We start from the raw sequence: 18,813 nt of genomic DNA, 5'->3' as shown, positions 1-18,813 counted from the left end.
TCGGGTGACAGTCATTTGCGCGATGCGTCGCACCTGACGAAAAGAGGCCACCTTGACCCAATCCCCGACAGCGCAGGATCTGCGCGACCAGATCCTTCATCACCTGACCCATACGCAGGGTCGCGGGCCTGAATTCGCCACCGTTTTCGATTGGCGCATGGCGGTCAGCTATACCGTGCGCGATCTGATGGTCGGCCCTTGGGTGGGCGCGATCCGCGCGGCCCGTGATCAGGGGGCCAAGCGTGTCTATTACCTGTCGATGGAATTTCTGATCGGGCGCATCCTTGGCGATGCGATCATCAATCTGGGGTTGGAGCCGGCCATGGGTCAGGCGCTGGACCTGCTGGGTCTGGACGAACAAGTCATTCTTGACGACGAACCCGATGCGGCGCTTGGCAATGGCGGATTGGGCCGTCTGGCGGCATGTTTCATGGAATCGCTGTCGTCGCTGAACTGTCCGGCCTTCGGTTATGGTATCCGCTATGAACACGGGCTGTTCCGCCAGCGTTTCGAAGGCGGCCAGCAGGTCGAGGCCCCTGAAGACTGGCTGAACCAGCCCCACCCGTGGGAATTCGTCCGCATAGATTACAGCTATGACATCGGCTTCAAGGGGCATGTCGATCAGGTCGATGGCCGCGCCGTCTGGCGTCCTGCCGAAAGCGTGCTGGCGCGCGCCTATGACACGCCGGTCATAGGCTGGGGTGGCGATTGGGCCAACAGCCTGCGCCTGTGGGGGGCGCATCCGACGACCCTGCTGGACCTGCACCGTTTCAACGCGGGCGACCACACGGCGGCAGCGGAACCCGAGGCATTGGCCCGCACCCTGTCGCGCGTCCTATACCCCGATGACACGACCGAGGCCGGCAAGGAATTACGGCTGAAGCAGGAATACTTCCTGACCTCGGCGGCGCTGCAGGACATCCTGCGCCGCTTCATGTCCGAACATGGCAATCTGGACCTGCTGCCCGAAAAGGTCGCGATCCAGCTGAATGACACCCACCCCGCCATTGCAGGGCCGGAACTGATCCGTCTGTTGATGGATGAACACGGGCTGCCCTTCGACCGCGCGATGACACTGGCGCGCGGGACGTTGAACTATACCAACCACACCTTGCTGCCCGAGGCGTTGGAGCGTTGGTCCACATGGCTGATGGGCCGCGTGTTGCCGCGTCATATGCAGATCATCCAGATGATCGATGATGACCACCGCCGCACCAGTAACCGCCCCGCGCATATCGGAATCGTCCATGGCGATCAGGTGCATATGGGGGAATTGGCCTTTATCATGGCGGGGCGTGTGAACGGCGTGTCAGCCCTGCATACCGATCTGGTCAAGGACACTGTCTTCGCCGATCTGCACCGCCTGCATCCCGACCGCATCGTGAACCAGACCAACGGCGTGACCCCGCGTCGCTGGCTGCGCATGGCGAACCCCGCCCTGACGCGGTTGCTGGATGACACCATCGGCGCCGGCTGGACCCGCGATCTGGATCAGCTGAAGGGGCTGGAACCTTTCGCCAAGGATGCCGCTTTCCGTGACCGGCTTGGCGCGGCCAAGCGGGACAATAAGGTGCTGTTGTCGAACGGATTGTTGGCGGGTCTGGGCATCAAGGCCGACCCCGATGCGATCTTTGACGTGCAAATCAAGCGCATCCACGAATACAAACGCCAGCTGTTGAACATTCTGGAAGCGATTGCCCTGTGGCAGCGTATCCATGACGACCCGAACGGCAACTGGACCCCGCGCATCAAAATTTTCGGCGGCAAGGCCGCGCCGGGATATTGGCTGGCGAAATCGGTGATCCATCTGATCAATGACGTGGCGGCCAGGATCAATACCGATCCGGTGACCTCGAAGTTCCTGCAGATCGCCTATCCGCCGAATTACAACGTCTCGATGGCCGAGGATCTGATCCCCGCCGCCGATCTGTCCGAACAGATCAGCACCGCAGGGAAAGAGGCATCGGGCACCGGCAATATGAAATTCACCATGAACGGCGCGCTGACCATCGGCACGCTGGACGGGGCGAATGTCGAGATTCGCGAACAGGTCGGCGCGGAAAACTTCTTCCTGTTCGGCCTGACGACGGAACAGGCTGCGGTCGAAAACGCCCGCCCCGGCCATGCCCGCGCCGCAATCGAACGCAGTCAGGATATGCAGATCGCCCTGCAACTGATCGCGGAAGGGCGCTTTGGTCGGGCTGAAACCTATTACGGGTTGCTGGACCGGACGTGGAACGACGACCCGTTTCTGGTCGCGTCGGATTTTGACGATTATTTCGCGGCGCAGCGGCGGGTGGATGCGGCCTATGCCGATCAGGATGACTGGCACCGGATGGCGGCGCTGAACATCGCACGGTCGGGGTTCTTTTCATCGGACCGCACCATCAGGGGCTATATGCAGGATATCTGGCACGCTACAGCGGTCAAACCGCTTTAGGTCAGGCCGACGCGACGTGCGGCAATGCGTTCCAGCCGCTGGAACCCTTCATAGATCATCACGGCGATGATCCCCACGACCATGCCGCCCTGCAACACAAAGGCGGTGTTGGAAGACAGCAAGCCGGCGATAATCACCTCGCCCAAGGTGCGGGCAGCGACGGTCGATCCGATCGTCGCCGTCCCCAGCGAGATGACCGCCGTCAGCCGCATTCCTGTCAGGATGACGGGCAGGGCCAGCGGCAGATCGACCTGCCACAGACGTTGCGCTTGGGTCAGGCCCATGCCGCGCGCGCCCTCGGTGATTTTAGGGGGCTGATTGGTCAGTCCCGCCAGTGTGTTTTCAAAAACCGGCAGCAGACCATAGAGGAAAAGCGCCACCAGCGTCGGCCCCGCGCCGAACCCCATCACCGGCACCGCCAAGGCCAGCACGGCCACCGGCGGAAATGTCTGCCCGACCGAGGTGATGATCCGCGCCAGCGGCAAAAACTCGCGCCCCGCAGGTCGCGTCACAAGGATCGCCAAGACCAGCGCGATGACCGTTGATGCTGCCACCGCCAGCGCCACCAACCCCAGATGCGACAGGGTCAGCGACCAGAGCGGCGTCTGGGTATAGATTGCGGGTGCGTTGTTGCGCGTCACCGGTTCGAACAGCCACGCAAAGCTGGTCGGGCTGATAAGGAAAGCCAGCAGGAACAGCGTGGCCGCCGCCAGAAGGATGCGCCCCGTCACGGCGTGGCCCGTTCGCGCAATGCCGCCAAGGTGACGACACCGCCGCCTTCGACGGGCAGGGCGTCACGCCCGCTCCAGAGACATTCGGCCAAGGCGTCGCGCAGGGTCGCCTCGCGCGGGATGGGCGTGCCGGTGGCGTGGCCCTCGGTGGCGATCTGGAAGGCGGGGGTCAGCGACAGTAAATGGAAGGGGCGCAGATCCGGTCCGATCAGGTCCGCGACAAAGGGCGTGGCGGGGCTGGTCAGAATGTCATGCGGTGATGCGTATTGCACCAGTTTCCCCTGATCCATCACGGCGATGCGGTCGCCCAGCAGGATCGCCTCTTCCATATCATGGGTCACAAGGATCAGCGTGGTGCCCAGCTGGCGCTGGATCTGGCGCAGGTCGGATTGGGCCTTGGCGCGGATCACGGGGTCCAGTGCGCCGAAGGGTTCATCCATCAGCAACAGGTCCGGCTTTGCGGCCAGGGCGCGGGCGACGCCGATGCGCTGTTGCTGGCCGCCGGAGAGTTCATGCGGCATCCGGTTGCGAAAGGCATCGGGGTCCAGCTGGAACAGCGTCAGCAATTCATCGACACGGGCACGGATATCGCGGGCCGGCCAACGCAGCAGGCGCGGTACGGTGGCGATGTTCTGGCCAACGGTGCGATGCGGGAACAGCCCGTGCCCCTGAATGGCATAGCCGATGCGGCGGCGCAGCAGATGCGGGGGGATGTCGCCGGTATCCTGTCCGTCGATCATGATCTGACCCGATGTCGGGGTGACCAGCCGGTTGATCATCCGCAGCAATGTCGTCTTGCCCGACCCCGATGTGCCGACCAGCGCTGCGATCTGCCCGCGTTCCACCGTCAGGCTGACATCGTCGACGGCGGCTTTGCCGTCATAGGTCTTGGTCAGGTTGCGGATTTCAATCATGCGATCCTCGGGCACGGGTGGTGGTTTCGACCAGCAGGTCAAGGGCGATGCCTGCCACAAGGGCCAGCGCGATGGTCGGCAATGCACCCAGCAGCACCAGATCCATCGCGGTCTGGTTCAGGCCCTGAAAGACAAATGCGCCAAAGCCGCCACCGCCGATCAGACCGGCAATCACAGCAAGGCCGATGTTCTGGACCAGCACGATACGGATGGCAGCCAGCAGGACGGGCAGGGCCAGCGGCACCAACACCCAGCCCAGCACTTGGGTGCGGGTCAGGCCCAGACCGATCGCTGCCTCACACGTGGCGGGGTTGACGCCGGACAGGCCGGTCAGTGTGTTCGACACAACAGGCAACAGCGAATAGAGAAACAGCGCCACCAGCGCCGGAAACACCCCGATGCCCGCGACCCCCGCTTGGGCCGCCCCCGGCACATTGGCGGCAATCCAGCCAAAGATCGGGATCATAATGCCGAACAAGGCCAGCGATGGAATAGTTTGCAGGATGTTCAGCACCGACAGAACCGGCCTGCGGGACGCGCGGACCTGATGGATTGCGACCCCGATGGGCAGGCCGACCAACAGCGCCAGCCCCAGTGATCCGAAGGCCAGCAGCAGATGCGCGGATGCCTCGCGCAGGAAGATATCCTGACGGGCGGTGTATTCGCGCATGACCGAAACGCCGTCCAGAATGCCGCTGGTCAGCAGCAATACGGTTAAAACAATGGCACCGGTCAGAAGCAGCCAGCGAAGGATCAGGGGCGGGTGCAGTCTGGTAATGGCATCAGCCAACATCAGCGCGAAGGCCAGCAGCGTCAGCCAGAACCCCGATGCGGGCGCGACGCGTGCCAAGGTATTGCCATCGGGGGTCAGATGCGTCGCCGCCACTCCAAGCGAGATGGCCGCGATGGCCACCCCCGCCATCGCCACAACCAGACGCAGCAGGGCGGACCAGCGCAGGCATCCGGCGATCAAAGCCACCGCCAAAGCGGCGGTGATTGCCATGCCAAAGGGCAGGGCGGCGAAGGCTGGCAGGCCTTCGCCAAGGACGATGCGGTTAGGCTTGAACGTCACGAAGGGCAGGGCCAGTGCTGCCAGCCCGATCAGTGCGAATAGCAGTCCGGGGCGGTCAAGCCGTCCCCTCATTAGTCCAGAAAGCCCGTTTTGGTTAGGTAATCACGTGCAACCGCATTGGCAGGTTCGCCACCGATCTGGATGCGCCCGTTCAGCTCCTGCAGGGTTTCAAGGTCCAAGCCCTTGAAGATCGGTGCAAGGATATCGCGGATTTCGGGGTGTGCCTCCAGTACCTCGGCGCGGATGATGGGGGCGGGCTGATAGACGGGCTGCACGCCCTTGTCATCCTCCATCACGACCAGACCTGCGGGGGCGATGCCGCCATCGGTACCGTAAACCATGGCCGCGTTCACACCTGATGTCTGCTGGGCCGCTGCGGCAATGGTGGCTGCCGTATCACCGCCCGACAGCTGGACCAGCTGGTCAGGCGCCATCTTGAAACCATAGGTCGTCTGGAAGGCGGGCAGGGCCGCCGCCGAGGTGACGAATTCCGTCGAGGCGGCCAGTTTCACATCGCCGCCGTCGCTGATCCACGCCCCCAGATCGGACATGCTGGCCAGCCCGTGTTCATCCGCCAGATCCTGACGCAGAGCGATGGCCCATGTGTTATTGGCAGGTGCGGGCTGCAGCCAGGCAACATCGTTCTGTTCCAGATCCAGTTCGGCCACGCGGGCATAGCCCTGATCGGCGTCTTTCCAGACCTCGCTGTCGGCTTCGTTAAAGAAGAACGCGCCATTGGCGGTATATTCGGGATAGATGTCGATCTGACCCGAGGTGATGGCATCGCGCATGATGGGCGTGCCACCCAGCTGCAAACGGTCGGTGACCTGCAATCCGGCATCCTGCAGGGCCATCGCGATGATGTTGCCCAGCAAGCCGCCCTCGGTATCGATTTTCGACGAAACGGTAATGCTTTGTGCGCCAGCGGCGGTGCCAAGCCCGATCAGGGCGGCGGCGGCGGCAATAGAGGCGGTGGTGTTCATGGTCGTCCTTTCCTGTCGCGCTGATCCGCAGATCGGGGCAAAAGCAGAATGGCACAGGGCCGGAAAGGTTCCTTGGAAAATGAACGGGGCCGCAGGATATGTCCCTGTGGCCCCGCAAAGGCGATCAATAGATGGCAATCATCGGGAACAGGATCAGCAGCGCGACGGCCAAAATCTGCAATCCGATAAAGGGCAGCAGGGCACTGAAAATCTCGCCCAAAGAGATGTCCGGCGGTGTGACCGACTTCAGATAGAAGGCGGCAGGGCCGAAGGGTGGCGACAGGAAGCTGACCTGCATGTTCATGGCGAACAGCACACCGAACCAGACCGGATCATATCCAAGGTTGACGATGATTGGCACAAAGATCGGCATGGTCAGAAGCGCGATCCCGACCCAGTCAAGGAACATGCCCAGGACAAACAGGATGGCCATCATGAACAGGATGATGACGGTCGGATTGTCGCTGATGCCGGTGATCAGTTCGGACACGAAGTTGATGCCACCCATCAGGTTGAAGACACCGACCAGTGCCGATGCACCGATGCCGATCCAGACGATCATCCCGACGGTTTGCAGCGTCTGGACGGATGCCTCGCGCAGCAGGGACCATGTGAATTCGCCGCGTACGATGGTGGACAGAAGCACGCCGGCCACGCCGACGGCGCTGGCCTCGGTCACGGATGCGATGCCGCCATAGATCGAACCCAGAACCATGGTCACGACGACGATCGGCAGGAACAGCCCCTTCATCAGGCGCAGCTTTTCGGCGCGCGGGGTGGGGGTGTTGACCACGGGGGGCACAGCCGATGGCGTCAGCCAGGCCCGCATCATGACATATCCGACGTAAAGCATGGCCAGCATAAAGCCCGGCAGGAAGGATGCCGTGAACAGATCCCCGATCGAGACGTTGGCCGTTAGACCATAGATGATCAGCACGATCGATGGCGGCACCATGGTGCCAAGGCTGCCACCCGCACAGACGACGCCGATGGCCAGCTTGCGGTCATAGCCTTGGGCCAGCATCTGCGGCAGGGCGATCAGACCCAGCAGGACGACCTCTCCGCCGATGATGCCGGACATGGCGGCAAGGATGACAGCGACAAAGATGGTCTGGACCGCAACGCCGCCACGGATGCGGCCACCGATCAGGCGCATCGCCTCGAACAGGTCGCGGGCAATGCCGCTTCGGTCAAGGACGGCGGCCATCATGACGAACATCGGGACGGATACGAAAACAAAGCTGCTGACAAAGGAATAGACACGACTGGTGATCAGCGGGACCACATTGGGTCCGAACCAGCCAAGCGCGAAGATCAGCGTGACCAGCAGGGTGACAAAAGCCAGCGGAATGCCCGTAACCAGCAGCCCCAAAAGCATGACGAACAGCACAAGGGTGCCCGTCTCGATCCCCAAGGATTGAAGTGAACCGAAAATTTCCATCAGCGGGCCCCCATGCCCTGCCCGCGGGCATAGTTGATCGCAAGGATCACGAATTGAACAGCCATGACCAGCAAGGCGACCATCAGCAGGATTTTCAGGATGCCCGGATAGGCGGGGTTCCACGCGCTGCCGGATGTTTCCAGATGGAAGCTGCCGTCAGGACGCCATGCTGCGCGCTTCACCATCTGCCACGCGGCCCATGCAAAGGCCCCCGCAGATAGCGCGCAAACCGCCGAAATCAGGAAATCGGCCACGCGACGCGCGGCAGGCGGCAGGATGTCATAGATCAGCACAACGCGGATGTGGCGGTCGCGTGATGTGCACAAAAGCCCGCCATAGATGAATGAGATAGCACATAGAAACACCGTGGTTTCATGCGCCCAATTGGTCGGCGCGCCAAAGACATAGCGCAGGAAGACTTCCTGGATCAGGATCAGCATGGCCAGCACCAGACCCAATGCAGGGATCAGTGCAAGCCGGTCGATCCACCTGCCAAGAAAGCCCGATTGCGCGATGGCGGCATGTTCCTCGCGCGGCATCTCGTTGGATGCTGTCATGGTGGTCCCCTCCCTCGGGTGGGGTCGGGCGCGGGGCCCGACCCGAACGGTCTTAGTCAACCAGACCTTTTTCGGTCAGATAGGCGGTCAGCGCGTCATAGACCCGCTGTGCGGCGGGCGACTGGCTGGCGACTTTTTCCCATTCGCCGATGGCGATGCTGCGGAACTTGGCGCGTTCTTCGTCGGACCAGTCATGGATGGTGATCTTGCCGCCTTCCTTGGCTTCAGCGACGGCGGCTTCGTCAGCCTCGACCAGCGATGACACCTGGACACGGGCATAGTCATGGACCGATTGCGTCAGCAACTGCTGCATGTCTTCGGGCAGCGCGTCCCATTTGTCCTTGTTCATCGACATCTCGACCAGCGGCATCGAGTGGAAACCCGGATAGATCGGATGCGGCGCGATGTCGTTCAGACCCTGTGCCTGATTGACCGAAAACACCGAATAGTCAGCCGCGTCGATGACCTTTTTGTCCAGCGAGGTGAAGACCTCGGAACCGGGCAGGTTGACGGGCGATGCACCGGCAGCCGCAAAGACCGACTGGACCAGACCTTCGGGCGCACGCAGTTTGACGCCTTTCAGATCCTCGACGCTGTCGATCGGAACCGCGCTGACAAAAGCTTCCAGACCGGGGGTCGAGGCGCCGATGAACTGCAACCCGTAGGGGTTCATGATCTCGTTCAACAGCTCGGTGCCGCCGCCGTTTTCCAGAAAGTCGAACATCTGTTCGGGGTCCGACCATGCACCAACGGGGTTGCCCATCAGGCCGAATGCCGGATCCTTACCCGCGAAATAGGACAGGTCGGTGATGTGGCCGTCCAGAATGCCGGTGGCAATCGCGTCCTGCGTTTCGTTATGGGCGACGATGGATTCGACAGGCATCAGGTCGATGACGATCTTGCCTTCGGAACGCTCCTCGACGTCCTTGGCCCAGCCCTGCTGCAGCACGAAGTTCGGGTTGCCGGCAGGGTCCGAGGACTGGAACCGGAAGGTGTAATCCGCAGCCAGCGCGGGGGCGGCAAATGCGAAGCAGGCGGTGGCGGCCAGCAGGCCGCGACGGGTCATAGTCATCATGTCGTTCTCCTCCGAAATGTGAATTCAAGCGGACGGGGCAAGGGCCCCGGCTGCAAGGTCGATGATGCGGTCGGGTGACAATGCGACTGTCAGCCACAGGGCGTTTTCGCCTGTCGCATCAGGTGGTTGCAGGGCGGCCAACTGGCTGTCGATCAGGCTGGTCGGCATATAGTGGCCCTGACGGCCATTCATGCGGTCTTCGATCAGGGCGCGGTCGCCATGCAGAAAGACAATGTCGATCGGTCCGGTCCGCGCCCGCAGCCGGTCGCGATGCGCCCGACCAAGGGCCGAACAGGCCAGAACCGCCCGTTTGGGTGCGTTATTCACAGCATCGCCCAGCCGGTCCAGCCAGCCCCAGCGCATGTCATCCGTCAGCGGATGGCCATCGCGCATATGGGCGACGCTTTGGGCGTCGTGAAAGTCATCGGCTTCGATAAACTCTCCGCCGAACCGATCAGCGATGCCTTTTGCAATCGTCGATTTCCCGACGCCGCAGATGCCCATGACCAGAATCGGTCGCGTTCCCATGTGATCTGTCCTCCTCCGATGACAGCGCAATCATGCATGACAGCGCTGTCATGCGTCAACCCCCTTACTTTTTCCTGCAAAGGCGATAACGTGCCGCCATTATGGAAAAAACGCGTAAAGTTACCTTGGCGGATGTGGCCGAAATTGCGAATGTCAGTCCGATTACCGTGTCGCGGGCTTTGCGCAATCCCGATAAGGTGTCGCCGGATGCGCGGTCAAGAATTGCCTATGCGATCAGCCGGTTAGGATATGTCCCCGACCCTGCGGCGCGGGCCTTGGCGTCGGGGCGGACCGATATTGTCGGGGTGATCATCCCCTCGGTCAGCAATAACGTTTTCGCCGATGTGATGCGCGGCATTTACGATGGTCTGCAAGACAGCCCGTTGGGGGTGCAGCTGGGGACAACCCGCTATGTTCCCGCGACCGAGGAACAGTTGATTCGGGTCTTTCTGTCACAACGCCCTGCGGGGTTGATTGTGGCGGGGCATGACCAATCCGCTGGCGCAAAGACCCTTCTGGAAAATGCCGAATGCCCCGTGGTGCAAATCATGGAGGTCGGACCGCCCCCGATCGATCTGGCCATCGGCCTGTCGCATTACCGCGCCGCTTATGCCGGGGCGCAACATCTGCTGGACATGGGGTATCGCGCACCGGCATTTCTGGGGGCGCAGATGGACCCGCGCAGCCAGCGGCGACTGGCGGGGTTCCGCGATTGTCTGGCGGCGGCGGGCATGGGGGGCGAGGATCCGGTTGTCACCACGCCCGAACCCTCCTCGGTCACTTTGGGGGGGCAGCTGTTCGCTGATCTGATGGGGGCGCGTCCGCAAACGGATGCGGTCCTGTGCAATAACGACGACCTTGCCCTTGGCGTATTGTTCGAGGCACAGCGCCGCAATATTCGCGTGCCTGGTCAGATGGGCATCTGCGGTTTTAACGATCACGAGATGATGTCTGCTGCGGAACCGCCACTGACATCGGTCGGGACCGACCGGTTCGAGATGGGGCGCGCCTCGATCCAACAGATCCGCGACAGGTTGGCCGGACAGGGCCACCCGCGCGGACATGCGATCGATCTGGGGTTCCGGCTGGTTCCGCGCGCCAGTACGGCGCGCGGCAAGGCCTAGCCACCAAAGCTGCTGCGGCTGCCACCGAAACCACCACGCGAACCGGCAGTTGCGCGGGTCATGGGCGCGCGGCCTGCGGTTGTGGCGGGGCGTGCGAAGTTTTGCGATGACATCGTGGCGCGGCCCGCATTGCTGCCAAAGTTCGTGGTGCCGCTTGCGTTGGTGAAGCCGCCTTGAGCATTGCGGTACATCGGCTGCGATGCGGCCATCCCCGATGCACCACGGCCCCCCAGCATATTACCGATCAGATAGCCCGCCATCAGCGGCATAAAGATGCCACCCATCCCGCCGCCATTGCTGACCTGCTGTTCTTCGGACCCGCAATTGCCGGCACCATGCTGTTCTTCGCAGACCTGCAGACTGTCATAGCGGGGTGCGGATTCGACATGCAATGCCTCGGCGTCGGCAAAGGCCTTGTCACATTCCTCGACGGAAAACAGACCGTCCTGTGCGGCGGCAGCTTCGCAGCTGGCCATATCGGGGAAGGCCTGTGCTTCGACCTGTTCATCACGGCAACCCGCGACGGTGAATGCGGCAGCGCCAAGAATGGTCAGCGCGACGGTTCTGGAACGTTTTCTCATATCCCCTCCTTAGCGCGGATTATGGCGCAATGAAATGCGGTTTGAAGCGCGACAGGTCCTGCGTGATGCGGGATTTATCTTCGCGCATGCCGATGCCGACGCAGGTATGGCCGACAATCCACGCGCCGACCACCGGACGGAAGCCGTCGAATTCTGGCAGCGGGTGATAGGCCTGAACGATGCGCGGATGGCGGTTGTAATCCGTGTTGGGGCTGGTTTCGGTCACATCGCCCCCTTCGACGATGCTGATCGATGCCCCTTCGCGCGAAAAGATCGGTTTGACCACATGGGCCGCCCGCATCTGTTCGGCCACGCGCCCAAAGGCATCGGCCACGGCGGGCACGGTCTGGCCACCTGCGACCAGCGCCTCGGCGACATCATCGGCAAAAAAGGCGGGCAGCAGGTTCGGGTGACCCTCGAACATCTGCCACAGGACCGGCAGCAGGCCCTTGTTCGACACAACGGCCTTCCACGCGGGTTCGATGAACAGGCAGCCCGCGCCCTTGATGTGCGTGCCGAAATCATCGGCCAGCATGTCTTCCCACGGGTACAGCTTGAACATCGTGCCGATCACCCGATCCTGATCGTCAAGGAACTGCTTGTTCTTGCTGATCGCGATCTTGTTCAGGTCGGTGTAATGCGCGCCCATTCCGGCTTCGCGCGCGGCCCATGCCACCTGTTCGACCGTGGCGTAATCTTCGGGCGTATCGGGCATGGCGGTGAAATGGATGTCGGTATCGGGGTCGAACAATTCCTTGAAGCGTTCGATCAGTGCCTCGTGCAGGCCGTTGAACTGGTCGGCCCCATCGGGCAGCGCGCCCGATTGCAACTGGTCTTCCAGCCATTGCCACTGAAAGGCTGCGGTTTCATACAGCGATGTCGGCGTATCGGCGTTATATTCCAGCAGCTTGGCAGGGCCGGTGCCATCATAGGCAAGGTCCATGCGGCCATAAACCTCAGGTTCGTTTCGCGCCCAGCTGTCGGCGATCAGATCGAAATGCTGTTCGGGAATGCCCAGCTTGGCCATCAGATCGGGGCTGGCGACGATATGGGCCACTGCCTCACGCGTCATGGCGTGCAATTCGGTGGCCGGATCTTCCAGATCGTTCTCGATCTGCTCCAGCGTGAATTCATAGACCGATGTTTCATCCCAATAGGGTTCGCCATGCATATGGGCGAAGGTGAAACCGGCGTCTTCGGCCTTGGCGGCCAGATCGGGGCGTTCTGGAAGGGTGATTTTGCGCATAATGGATATCTAGGGTCTGCCTGTCTCAAGAACCAGAGGTTCGGGGCGTATTGCCCTGCGGTAAAACGACCGGACCTTGCAGGGTCATATCGGCATCCAGCAGGATCAGATCGGCTTTGCGTCCCGTGGCGATGCGACCAAGGCGGTCCCCCGCTTTGACAAAATCGGCCGGAATGCTGGTCGCCATGGCCAATGCGCGTGCAGGGCTGGCACCCGCGGCGATGACGGTCCGGATGGCGCGGTCAAGGCGCAGATCGGCCCCTGCCAGCGTCCCGTCGGGCAGGGTCAGACGTCCGTTCCGGCGCAGGATGCGGCGGCCGTGCAGGGTGAACTCATCCATATCACTGCCCGCCACGGCCATGCAGTCGCTGACAAGAAACAGGCCATCTGGTCGCGACCGCAGCGCGACAGTCAGCGCCGCAGGATCGACATGCACCCCGTCCGCGATCAGCCCTGCATGGACATCACCCGACAGAACAGCACCGGCCAGACCGGGCTGGCGATGTCCCATCTGGCTCATGGCGTTGAAAAGATGCGTGGCAAGGCAGGCACCGGCGGCAAAACCGGCGCGGGCGGTTTCAAGGCTGCAATCACTGTGGCCAAGGCTGACCAGCACACCGGCCTGTGTCAGGCGGGCGATCTGGTCAGCCGTGGCCGATTCAGGGGCCAGCGTCACCATCAGCACCGGCATATCGCGGGCGGCCTGGCATAGCTGTGCCAGATCATCGTCCTGCATCGGGCGGATCAAGGCGGGATCATGGGCACCGGCACGGCGGGGGTCCAGATGCGGGCCCTCCAGATGCAGGCCCAGCAGGCCGTCCGTCCCTGCATTGATGGCCTGAATGGTGGCTTGAATAACGCTGGTTGTTACTTCGGGGCGGTCGGTGATCAGCGTGGGCAGTATCGCGGCGCAGCCCAAGTCGCGATGTGCGCCGCAGATGCGGCCAAGGGCTGCGGCATCGGTGTCCGCGCCCACCAGCAGGCCCGCGCCGCCATTCACCTGCAGATCAACGAAACCGGGGGCCAGTATACCCTGCATCGGTTGCGCCGAAGGACCTGCCTGACATGCGGGGATCACATCGCTGATCATCCCATCGTCGATCACAACCGCCATATCGGGCCGCAGCACGATCCCGTCGAACAGCAGTTCGGGTGTTAAAGTGATCATATGTCGGCCCCCATATCACGTGCCATCGCCAGCGCGCCATCAACGGCTGACCCTTTGGCGGGTTCGATCCGCCAGTCCCGCGCCAGATGCGCGGCATAGACATCGCCCAGACCGCCAAGGCAGACGACCGGCAGCGATTGTCCTGCCTGCAAAACGCCGATCGCATCCGAGATCTGTGCCACGGCATCCGCCATGATACGGTGCGCCTGTGGATCGTCCGATGATACGATGCGCGGTGCCAACGCTGCGAACTCTGCAGGAGCAGCCGTATTTCCGAAGGCGATGATTCCGTCATGCCCGCCGAAATCGTCACGGATCTGCGCCAGAAGCGGGCTGTCGGGCGCAAAGCCGTCGCCTGCGCGCATGGCCAGCGACAAAAGGGTGCGACCCAGAACCGCGCCGCTGCCCTCATCCCCCATCAGGAAACCGCGACCGCCGTATTGGCGCAGCTTGCCGTTGCGCTGGACGGCCAGAACCGATCCTGTGCCCATGGCGATCAGGATGCCGTCATCGCGGCCCAAAGCGCCCCTTGCGGCCGTGACCGCGTCATTCACGACCAAGCTGCGGGCGAAAGGCAGCCGATGCTGCATGGCAGCGGCAGGTGCGGCCAGACCGCCCCCCGCCAATCCCAGCACGGCGACCAGATCGGTCGGGCGGGCGCCGGCCTGAACCATTGCGGCGGTGGCGGCGGCCAGAATGCTGACCGTGGCCCCCTGCGGGTCGGAATTGATATTTGCGGGGCCGCCTTGACCACGGCCCAGAATATGACCGCTTTCATCGGCAATTGCCGCGCGGCAACCGGTCCCGCCGCCATCAAGTCCCAAATACAGCACCATCACGCCTCCTGCAGGCAAAGAACGCCAGCAGGGCGGAAATGAAAAGGGCCTTTCGGGTAAGGACCCTGCGATCAGGCTTGGAAGGTCCAGGTCAGCGGGGCGGGATCCTCGCGATGGGCAAAGCGCAGCAGATGGCTTTCGACCACATCGCGCAGGCGTTCAAGCTGGGCGTCATCGGCCCCCTCCAGCACCAGGTGCAGGCCGGTCGGGGTGGTGGTCAGGGTCGCCTCGCCCATTTCGAATTGCAAAAGGACTTTGTCATCGGCGATCTGGACGGGGATCTTATGTCCGAAATGCTTGCCAAGTGTTCCCATCAGCGCGGTGGCGCGTTCGGTGGCGAAATCAGCGGTCATCAGCATCTGGATATCCCTTGCAATCAGCGCGTTGGCACCATCAGCTAGGGCTACCAAGTAAATTTGTCAACAAATCACCGCGAGAGCCTGACAAAAACAGACAGATATTCTTTACCTTGTGTCCGGCCCGCGTTAGGCCATCGCTACGCGTGCCATTCCGATTTCCTGAACACGACACGCGATGATGAAAGGATTTGCCATGCGTCGCATCGCGTTATCCGGCCTGCTGGCCGTTTCCCTGTGTTCTGCCGCTTTTGCCGCAGATGTCACCATCGACACCGCCCAAGGTCCTGTCGCCCTGCCACAATCGCCGCAAAAAGTGGCCGTCTATGATATGGCGGCGCTGGACACGTTGCAGGCGCTTGGCGTCCCGGTGGCGGGCACAATCGGGGACATCAAGCTGCCCGCTCTGAAAGAGGCGGCCCAAGATGTCACCCCTATCGGCACACTATTCGAACCCGACCTTGAGGCGCTGGCTGGTCTGGCCCCCGATCTGGTGATCGTGGCGGGGCGTTCATCGCCGCAGTTGCAGGCAGTGTCGCAGGTGGCCCCTGCGATCGACATGACCATCGATGCCGATCTGGTTCCGCAAGCACGCGACCGCATCACCGCCTATGGCACGCTGTTTGACAAGACGGACCGCGCCGCCGAACTGACCGCGACGCTGGACGACAAGCTGGCCGCCCTGAAGCAAGCTTCGGCAGGGCATGACACCGCGATGATTATCATGACCAACGGTCCGAAAATGTCGGCCTATGGCAAGGATTCACGCTTTGGCTGGATGTATGACGCAACCGGCCTGACCGAAGCCGCGCAGCATCTGGACGAAGCCACGCACGGCCAGGCTGTCTCGCATGAATTTATCGCTCAGGCCAACCCTGACTGGCTGCTGGTTGTCGACCGTGGTGCTGCCATTGGCGAAGACGGGCAGGGGGCGGAACAGACGCTGACCTCGGATCTGGTGGCCGGAACGACGGCATGGTCCAAGGGGCAGGTGGTCTATCTTGATCCGGCGGCGAACTATCTGGCGGCGGGTGGATATTCCGCGCTGACCGGAACGCTGGACCAACTGACCAAGGCGCTGGCTGACAGCCCCGCAAGCTGATGCGTCCGATGCCCGCCCTGCTGATGGCGCTTTGCGCGCTGATGCTGGCCAGCCTGACTGTCGGAGCCGCCCATGTCGATCTGCGCGATATCTTCAGTGATCCGCAGGCGATGCTGGTCCTGCTGGAATCGCGTGTACCGCGCACCGTGGCCGTGGCCCTGACAGGGGCCGCGCTGTCGGTGGCGGGCGTGTTGATACAGGCGCTTGTGCGCAACCGCTTTGTCGGTCCCGATACTGCCGGCACAGCCGAGGGCGCGGCCCTTGGCCTGCTGGCCATCACCATTCTTCTGCCAAGCAGCCCGCTGTGGTTGCGCATGATCGCGGCCAGCCTTTCGGCAATGGCCACCACATGGCTGTTCCTGACCGTCATCCGCCGCCTGCCTGTGCGCGAAGTGATGCTGATCCCCATCGCCGGTCTGGTGCTGTCTGGGGTCTTGGGTTCGGTCGTGACCTTCATCGGCTGGCAGACCGATCTGATGCAATATGTCGGCGTATGGCTGATGAGCGGTGAATTTTCGGGCGTCATCGCCGGTCGCTATGAATTGCTGTGGGTGGCCGCGGTTGCCGCAGGGCTGGCATGGTTTGCCGCCGACCGTTTTGCCATTCTGGGGTTGGGTGATCAGGTCGCCACCGGCTTGGGCCTGTCGACCGCATCGGTGATGCGGCTGGGGCTTGCGGTGGTTTCGGTTGTGACGGCCATGGTTGTGACCACCGTCGGTATGATCCCCTTTGTCGGACTGGTCGTCCCGAACCTTGTGGCGCGGATCATGGGGGATAATTTGCGGGCCTCTTTGCCGGTCGTGGCGCTGTCAGGGGCGGTTCTGGTCATGGCCTGCGACCTGATCGGGCGGCTGGTGATTTACCCCTATGAGGTTCCGGCCGGTATGATCCTTGGTATCTTTGGTGCCCTGCTGTTCTTATGGCTGCTGCACCGCAGGCCAGCCCATGGATAGGCGGACCAGACTGACCCTTGGCCTGATGGCCCTGCTGTTGGCGGGGCTTTCGGCCCTTTGGATGTTTCAGGGACTGGGCGCGGGCAATCGCGGCTTTATCCTGCATCTGCGCGCGACCAAGCTGGCGGCTTTGATAACGGTGGCTGTTGCCATCGCCGTGGCCACGATCCTGTTCCAGACAGTGGCGGCCAACCGGGTGCTGACGCCATCCATCATGGGGTTTGATGCGCTTTACGTGCTGATGCAGACCTTTCTGGTCGTTCTGCTGGGCAACGCCGGATTTGCGGGGCTGCCTGCGGCGGGGAAATTCGCGCTGGATGTGGGTGTGATGACCGCGCTGGCCGTGGTTCTGTTCGGCACCCTGCTGGCCAAGGGCGCGCGCGATATTCCGCGAATGATCCTGACAGGGGTGATCCTGGGGGTGCTGTTCCGGTCGGTTTCGGGCTTTCTGGGGCGGATACTGGACCCGAATGAGTTTTCCGTCGTGCAATCGGTCAGCTTTGCCAGCTTTAACCGCGTCGATGCCGATCTGTTGCCGGTTGCGGGCGGGTTGACGGTGCTGGCCGTGCTGGCCGCATGGCGTATGGCTCCGCAGCTGGATGTGCTGGCCTTGGGCCGCGAACCTGCCGTGTCGCTGGGGGTGCGTCATCAGCGGCTGGTGCTGGTGACGCTGGCGCTGGTGGCGGTCCTTGTGTCGGTGTCGACCGCGCTGGTCGGGCCGGTGGCATTTTTCGGGCTGATCGTGGCCGGTCTGGCGCATGGTTTGCTGCGATCTGCGCGTCATGCGGGGCTGATCCCCGTGGCAGCGCTGGCGGCGGCGATCCTGCTGGTGGGCGGGCAATGGCTGTTCGAACGCATGCTGGGTCAGGCGGCGACGCTGTCTGTCGTGGTGGAATTCGCGGGCGGGTTGTTCTTCCTTTATCTTTTGCTGAAAGGCCGTATCCGATGATCCAGATCAGCAATCTTGGCCACAAGATCGGCGGCGCGCAGATCCTGCATGACATTACGACCAGCTTTCCCAAGGGCAAGCTGACCGCGCTGATCGGGCCGAACGGTGCGGGGAAATCGACCTTGCTGCGGCTGGTGGGCCGGTTAGACCCTTTGCAGCAAGGGGAAATTACCGTGGCGGGGCACGATGTGTCCCGCACCCCGACAGAGGAACTGGCGCGGGTCATGGCGATCCTTGGCCAGCAAACCGCCATCGCCAGCCGCCTGCGCCTGTCAGAACTGGTGGCCTTTGGCCGCTGGCCCCATCACCAGGGTCGCCCCGGCGCGGATGATCGGGCCAAGGTTGCACAGGCGCTGGATGCCTTTGCGCTGACACCCCTTGCCAACCGCTTTCTGGACGAGGTGTCGGGCGGTCAGGCACAACGTGCCCATATCGCCATGGCCTTTGCCCAAGACACCGATTGGCTGTTGCTGGACGAACCGCTGAACAATCTGGACATGTCCCACGCCCGTGCCCTGATGGCCCGCCTGCGCGATCTGATCGATACCCAAGGTCGCAGCGTGGGTCTGGTGGTACATGAAATCAACTATGCGGCGGCTTGGGCCGATCATGTGATTGCCATGAAAGACGGGCGCATCATGGCTGAAGGCTTTGCCGATGACGTGCTGACAGAAGCGGTCCTGTCAGACCTTTACGATGCGCCGATTGCCGTTGGCCGGCATCAGGGCCGACCGCTGGTTCTGCACCATGCCTGACG

At 62.5% G+C, this 18,813-nt stretch carries 19 protein-coding genes; 6 read left to right on the top strand and 13 right to left on the bottom strand.

The features are described from left to right. Positions 1–52 precede the first annotated feature (52 nt). Positions 53–2,440 carry a glycogen/starch/alpha-glucan phosphorylase gene (locus DWB67_RS04480; protein ID WP_119806321.1) on the top strand — a complete coding sequence of 796 codons (2,388 nt, stop codon included), beginning with the start codon at positions 53–55 and terminating at the stop codon, positions 2,438–2,440. Here DWB67_RS04480 and DWB67_RS04475 read toward each other — a convergent pair. The 8 genes from DWB67_RS04475 to DWB67_RS04440 form a co-directional block, all read right to left on the bottom strand. Further along, the gene (locus DWB67_RS04475) at positions 2,437–3,171 is read right to left on the bottom strand and encodes an ABC transporter permease (protein ID WP_119806320.1); all 735 of its coding nucleotides are present in this window, start codon (positions 3,169–3,171) and stop codon (positions 2,437–2,439) included. The genes DWB67_RS04480 and DWB67_RS04475 overlap by 4 nt on opposite strands. Next, a complete protein-coding gene (locus DWB67_RS04470; RefSeq protein WP_119806319.1) occupies positions 3,168–4,085 on the bottom strand; it encodes an ABC transporter ATP-binding protein in 918 nt (305 codons plus the stop codon). The genes DWB67_RS04475 and DWB67_RS04470 overlap by 4 nt, the downstream gene beginning before the upstream one ends. Then, a complete protein-coding gene (locus DWB67_RS04465) occupies positions 4,078–5,229 on the bottom strand; it encodes an ABC transporter permease (protein WP_119806318.1) in 1,152 nt (383 codons plus the stop codon). The genes DWB67_RS04470 and DWB67_RS04465 overlap by 8 nt, the downstream gene beginning before the upstream one ends. After that, positions 5,229–6,140 carry an ABC transporter substrate-binding protein gene (locus DWB67_RS04460; RefSeq protein WP_119806317.1) on the bottom strand — a complete coding sequence of 304 codons (912 nt, stop codon included), beginning with the start codon at positions 6,138–6,140 and terminating at the stop codon, positions 5,229–5,231. Before DWB67_RS04460 ends, DWB67_RS04465 begins: the two co-directional genes overlap by 1 nt. A 124-nt stretch (positions 6,141–6,264) precedes the next feature. Then, positions 6,265–7,581, bottom strand: a complete 1,317-nt coding sequence (locus tag DWB67_RS04455) for a TRAP transporter large permease subunit (protein ID WP_119806316.1) — start codon at positions 7,579–7,581, stop codon at positions 6,265–6,267. Continuing rightward, complete coding sequence (locus DWB67_RS04450) at positions 7,581–8,138, bottom strand: TRAP transporter small permease subunit (RefSeq protein ID WP_119806315.1); 558 nt, start codon at positions 8,136–8,138, stop codon at positions 7,581–7,583. Before DWB67_RS04450 ends, DWB67_RS04455 begins: the two co-directional genes overlap by 1 nt. A 52-nt stretch (positions 8,139–8,190) precedes the next feature. Next, positions 8,191–9,213: a TRAP transporter substrate-binding protein gene (locus DWB67_RS04445; protein WP_370453566.1), complete on the bottom strand. Its 1,023-nt coding sequence runs from the start codon at positions 9,211–9,213 to the stop codon at positions 8,191–8,193. 24 nt (positions 9,214–9,237) lie between these two features. Continuing rightward, positions 9,238–9,741 (bottom strand): gluconokinase, encoded by a 504-nt coding sequence (locus DWB67_RS04440; protein ID WP_119806314.1) that lies wholly within the window; start codon positions 9,739–9,741, stop codon positions 9,238–9,240. Positions 9,742–9,842: 101 nt separating this feature from the next. Here DWB67_RS04440 and DWB67_RS04435 point away from each other — a divergent pair, with 101 nt between their 5' ends. Then, positions 9,843–10,865, top strand: coding sequence for a LacI family DNA-binding transcriptional regulator (locus DWB67_RS04435; protein ID WP_119806313.1), 1,023 nt, complete (start codon positions 9,843–9,845; stop codon positions 10,863–10,865). Here the strand turns inward: DWB67_RS04435 and DWB67_RS04430 are convergent. The 5 genes from DWB67_RS04430 to DWB67_RS04410 all read right to left on the bottom strand — a co-directional run bounded on the left by DWB67_RS04430 (position 10,862) and on the right by DWB67_RS04410 (position 15,055). Then, positions 10,862–11,446, bottom strand: coding sequence for a DUF1190 domain-containing protein (locus tag DWB67_RS04430; protein WP_119806312.1), 585 nt, complete (start codon positions 11,444–11,446; stop codon positions 10,862–10,864). The two genes, DWB67_RS04435 and DWB67_RS04430, sit on opposite strands and share 4 nt — an antisense overlap. 19 nt (positions 11,447–11,465) lie before the next feature. Further along, positions 11,466–12,692, bottom strand: coding sequence for a glutathionylspermidine synthase family protein (locus tag DWB67_RS04425; RefSeq protein ID WP_119806311.1), 1,227 nt, complete (start codon positions 12,690–12,692; stop codon positions 11,466–11,468). 25 nt (positions 12,693–12,717) lie between these two features. Beyond that, positions 12,718–13,860, bottom strand: a complete 1,143-nt coding sequence (nagA, locus tag DWB67_RS04420) for an N-acetylglucosamine-6-phosphate deacetylase (RefSeq protein WP_119806310.1) — start codon at positions 13,858–13,860, stop codon at positions 12,718–12,720. Next, a complete protein-coding gene (locus tag DWB67_RS04415; RefSeq protein WP_119806309.1) occupies positions 13,857–14,696 on the bottom strand; it encodes a BadF/BadG/BcrA/BcrD ATPase family protein in 840 nt (279 codons plus the stop codon). The genes nagA and DWB67_RS04415 overlap by 4 nt, the downstream gene beginning before the upstream one ends. Before the next feature lie 71 nt (positions 14,697–14,767). Beyond that, the gene (locus tag DWB67_RS04410) at positions 14,768–15,055 is read right to left on the bottom strand and encodes a DUF2218 domain-containing protein (protein ID WP_119806308.1); all 288 of its coding nucleotides are present in this window, start codon (positions 15,053–15,055) and stop codon (positions 14,768–14,770) included. Between the two features lie 193 nt (positions 15,056–15,248). Between DWB67_RS04410 and DWB67_RS04405 the strand changes: the two genes are divergently transcribed. From DWB67_RS04405 to DWB67_RS04390, 4 genes are read left to right on the top strand one after another with little or no spacing between them, the layout of a single operon-like run. Continuing rightward, positions 15,249–16,154 carry a siderophore ABC transporter substrate-binding protein gene (locus DWB67_RS04405; RefSeq protein WP_119806307.1) on the top strand — a complete coding sequence of 302 codons (906 nt, stop codon included), beginning with the start codon at positions 15,249–15,251 and terminating at the stop codon, positions 16,152–16,154. Next, complete coding sequence (locus DWB67_RS04400; protein ID WP_255418553.1) at positions 16,154–17,107, top strand: ABC transporter permease; 954 nt, start codon at positions 16,154–16,156, stop codon at positions 17,105–17,107. The genes DWB67_RS04405 and DWB67_RS04400 overlap by 1 nt, the downstream gene beginning before the upstream one ends. After that, positions 17,100–18,056: an iron chelate uptake ABC transporter family permease subunit gene (locus DWB67_RS04395; protein WP_119806306.1), complete on the top strand. Its 957-nt coding sequence runs from the start codon at positions 17,100–17,102 to the stop codon at positions 18,054–18,056. Before DWB67_RS04400 ends, DWB67_RS04395 begins: the two co-directional genes overlap by 8 nt. Further along, positions 18,053–18,811, top strand: a complete 759-nt coding sequence (locus tag DWB67_RS04390; protein WP_119806305.1) for an ABC transporter ATP-binding protein — start codon at positions 18,053–18,055, stop codon at positions 18,809–18,811. Before DWB67_RS04395 ends, DWB67_RS04390 begins: the two co-directional genes overlap by 4 nt. The last annotated feature ends 2 nt before the right edge of the window (positions 18,812–18,813 follow it).

The organism is Paracoccus sp. JM45, from assembly GCF_003590715.1.
In the GTDB taxonomy this organism is placed as follows: domain Bacteria; phylum Pseudomonadota; class Alphaproteobacteria; order Rhodobacterales; family Rhodobacteraceae; genus Paracoccus.
Note: the sequence above shows the minus strand (reverse complement) of the source record. Positions and strands in the feature narration are given on the sequence as shown.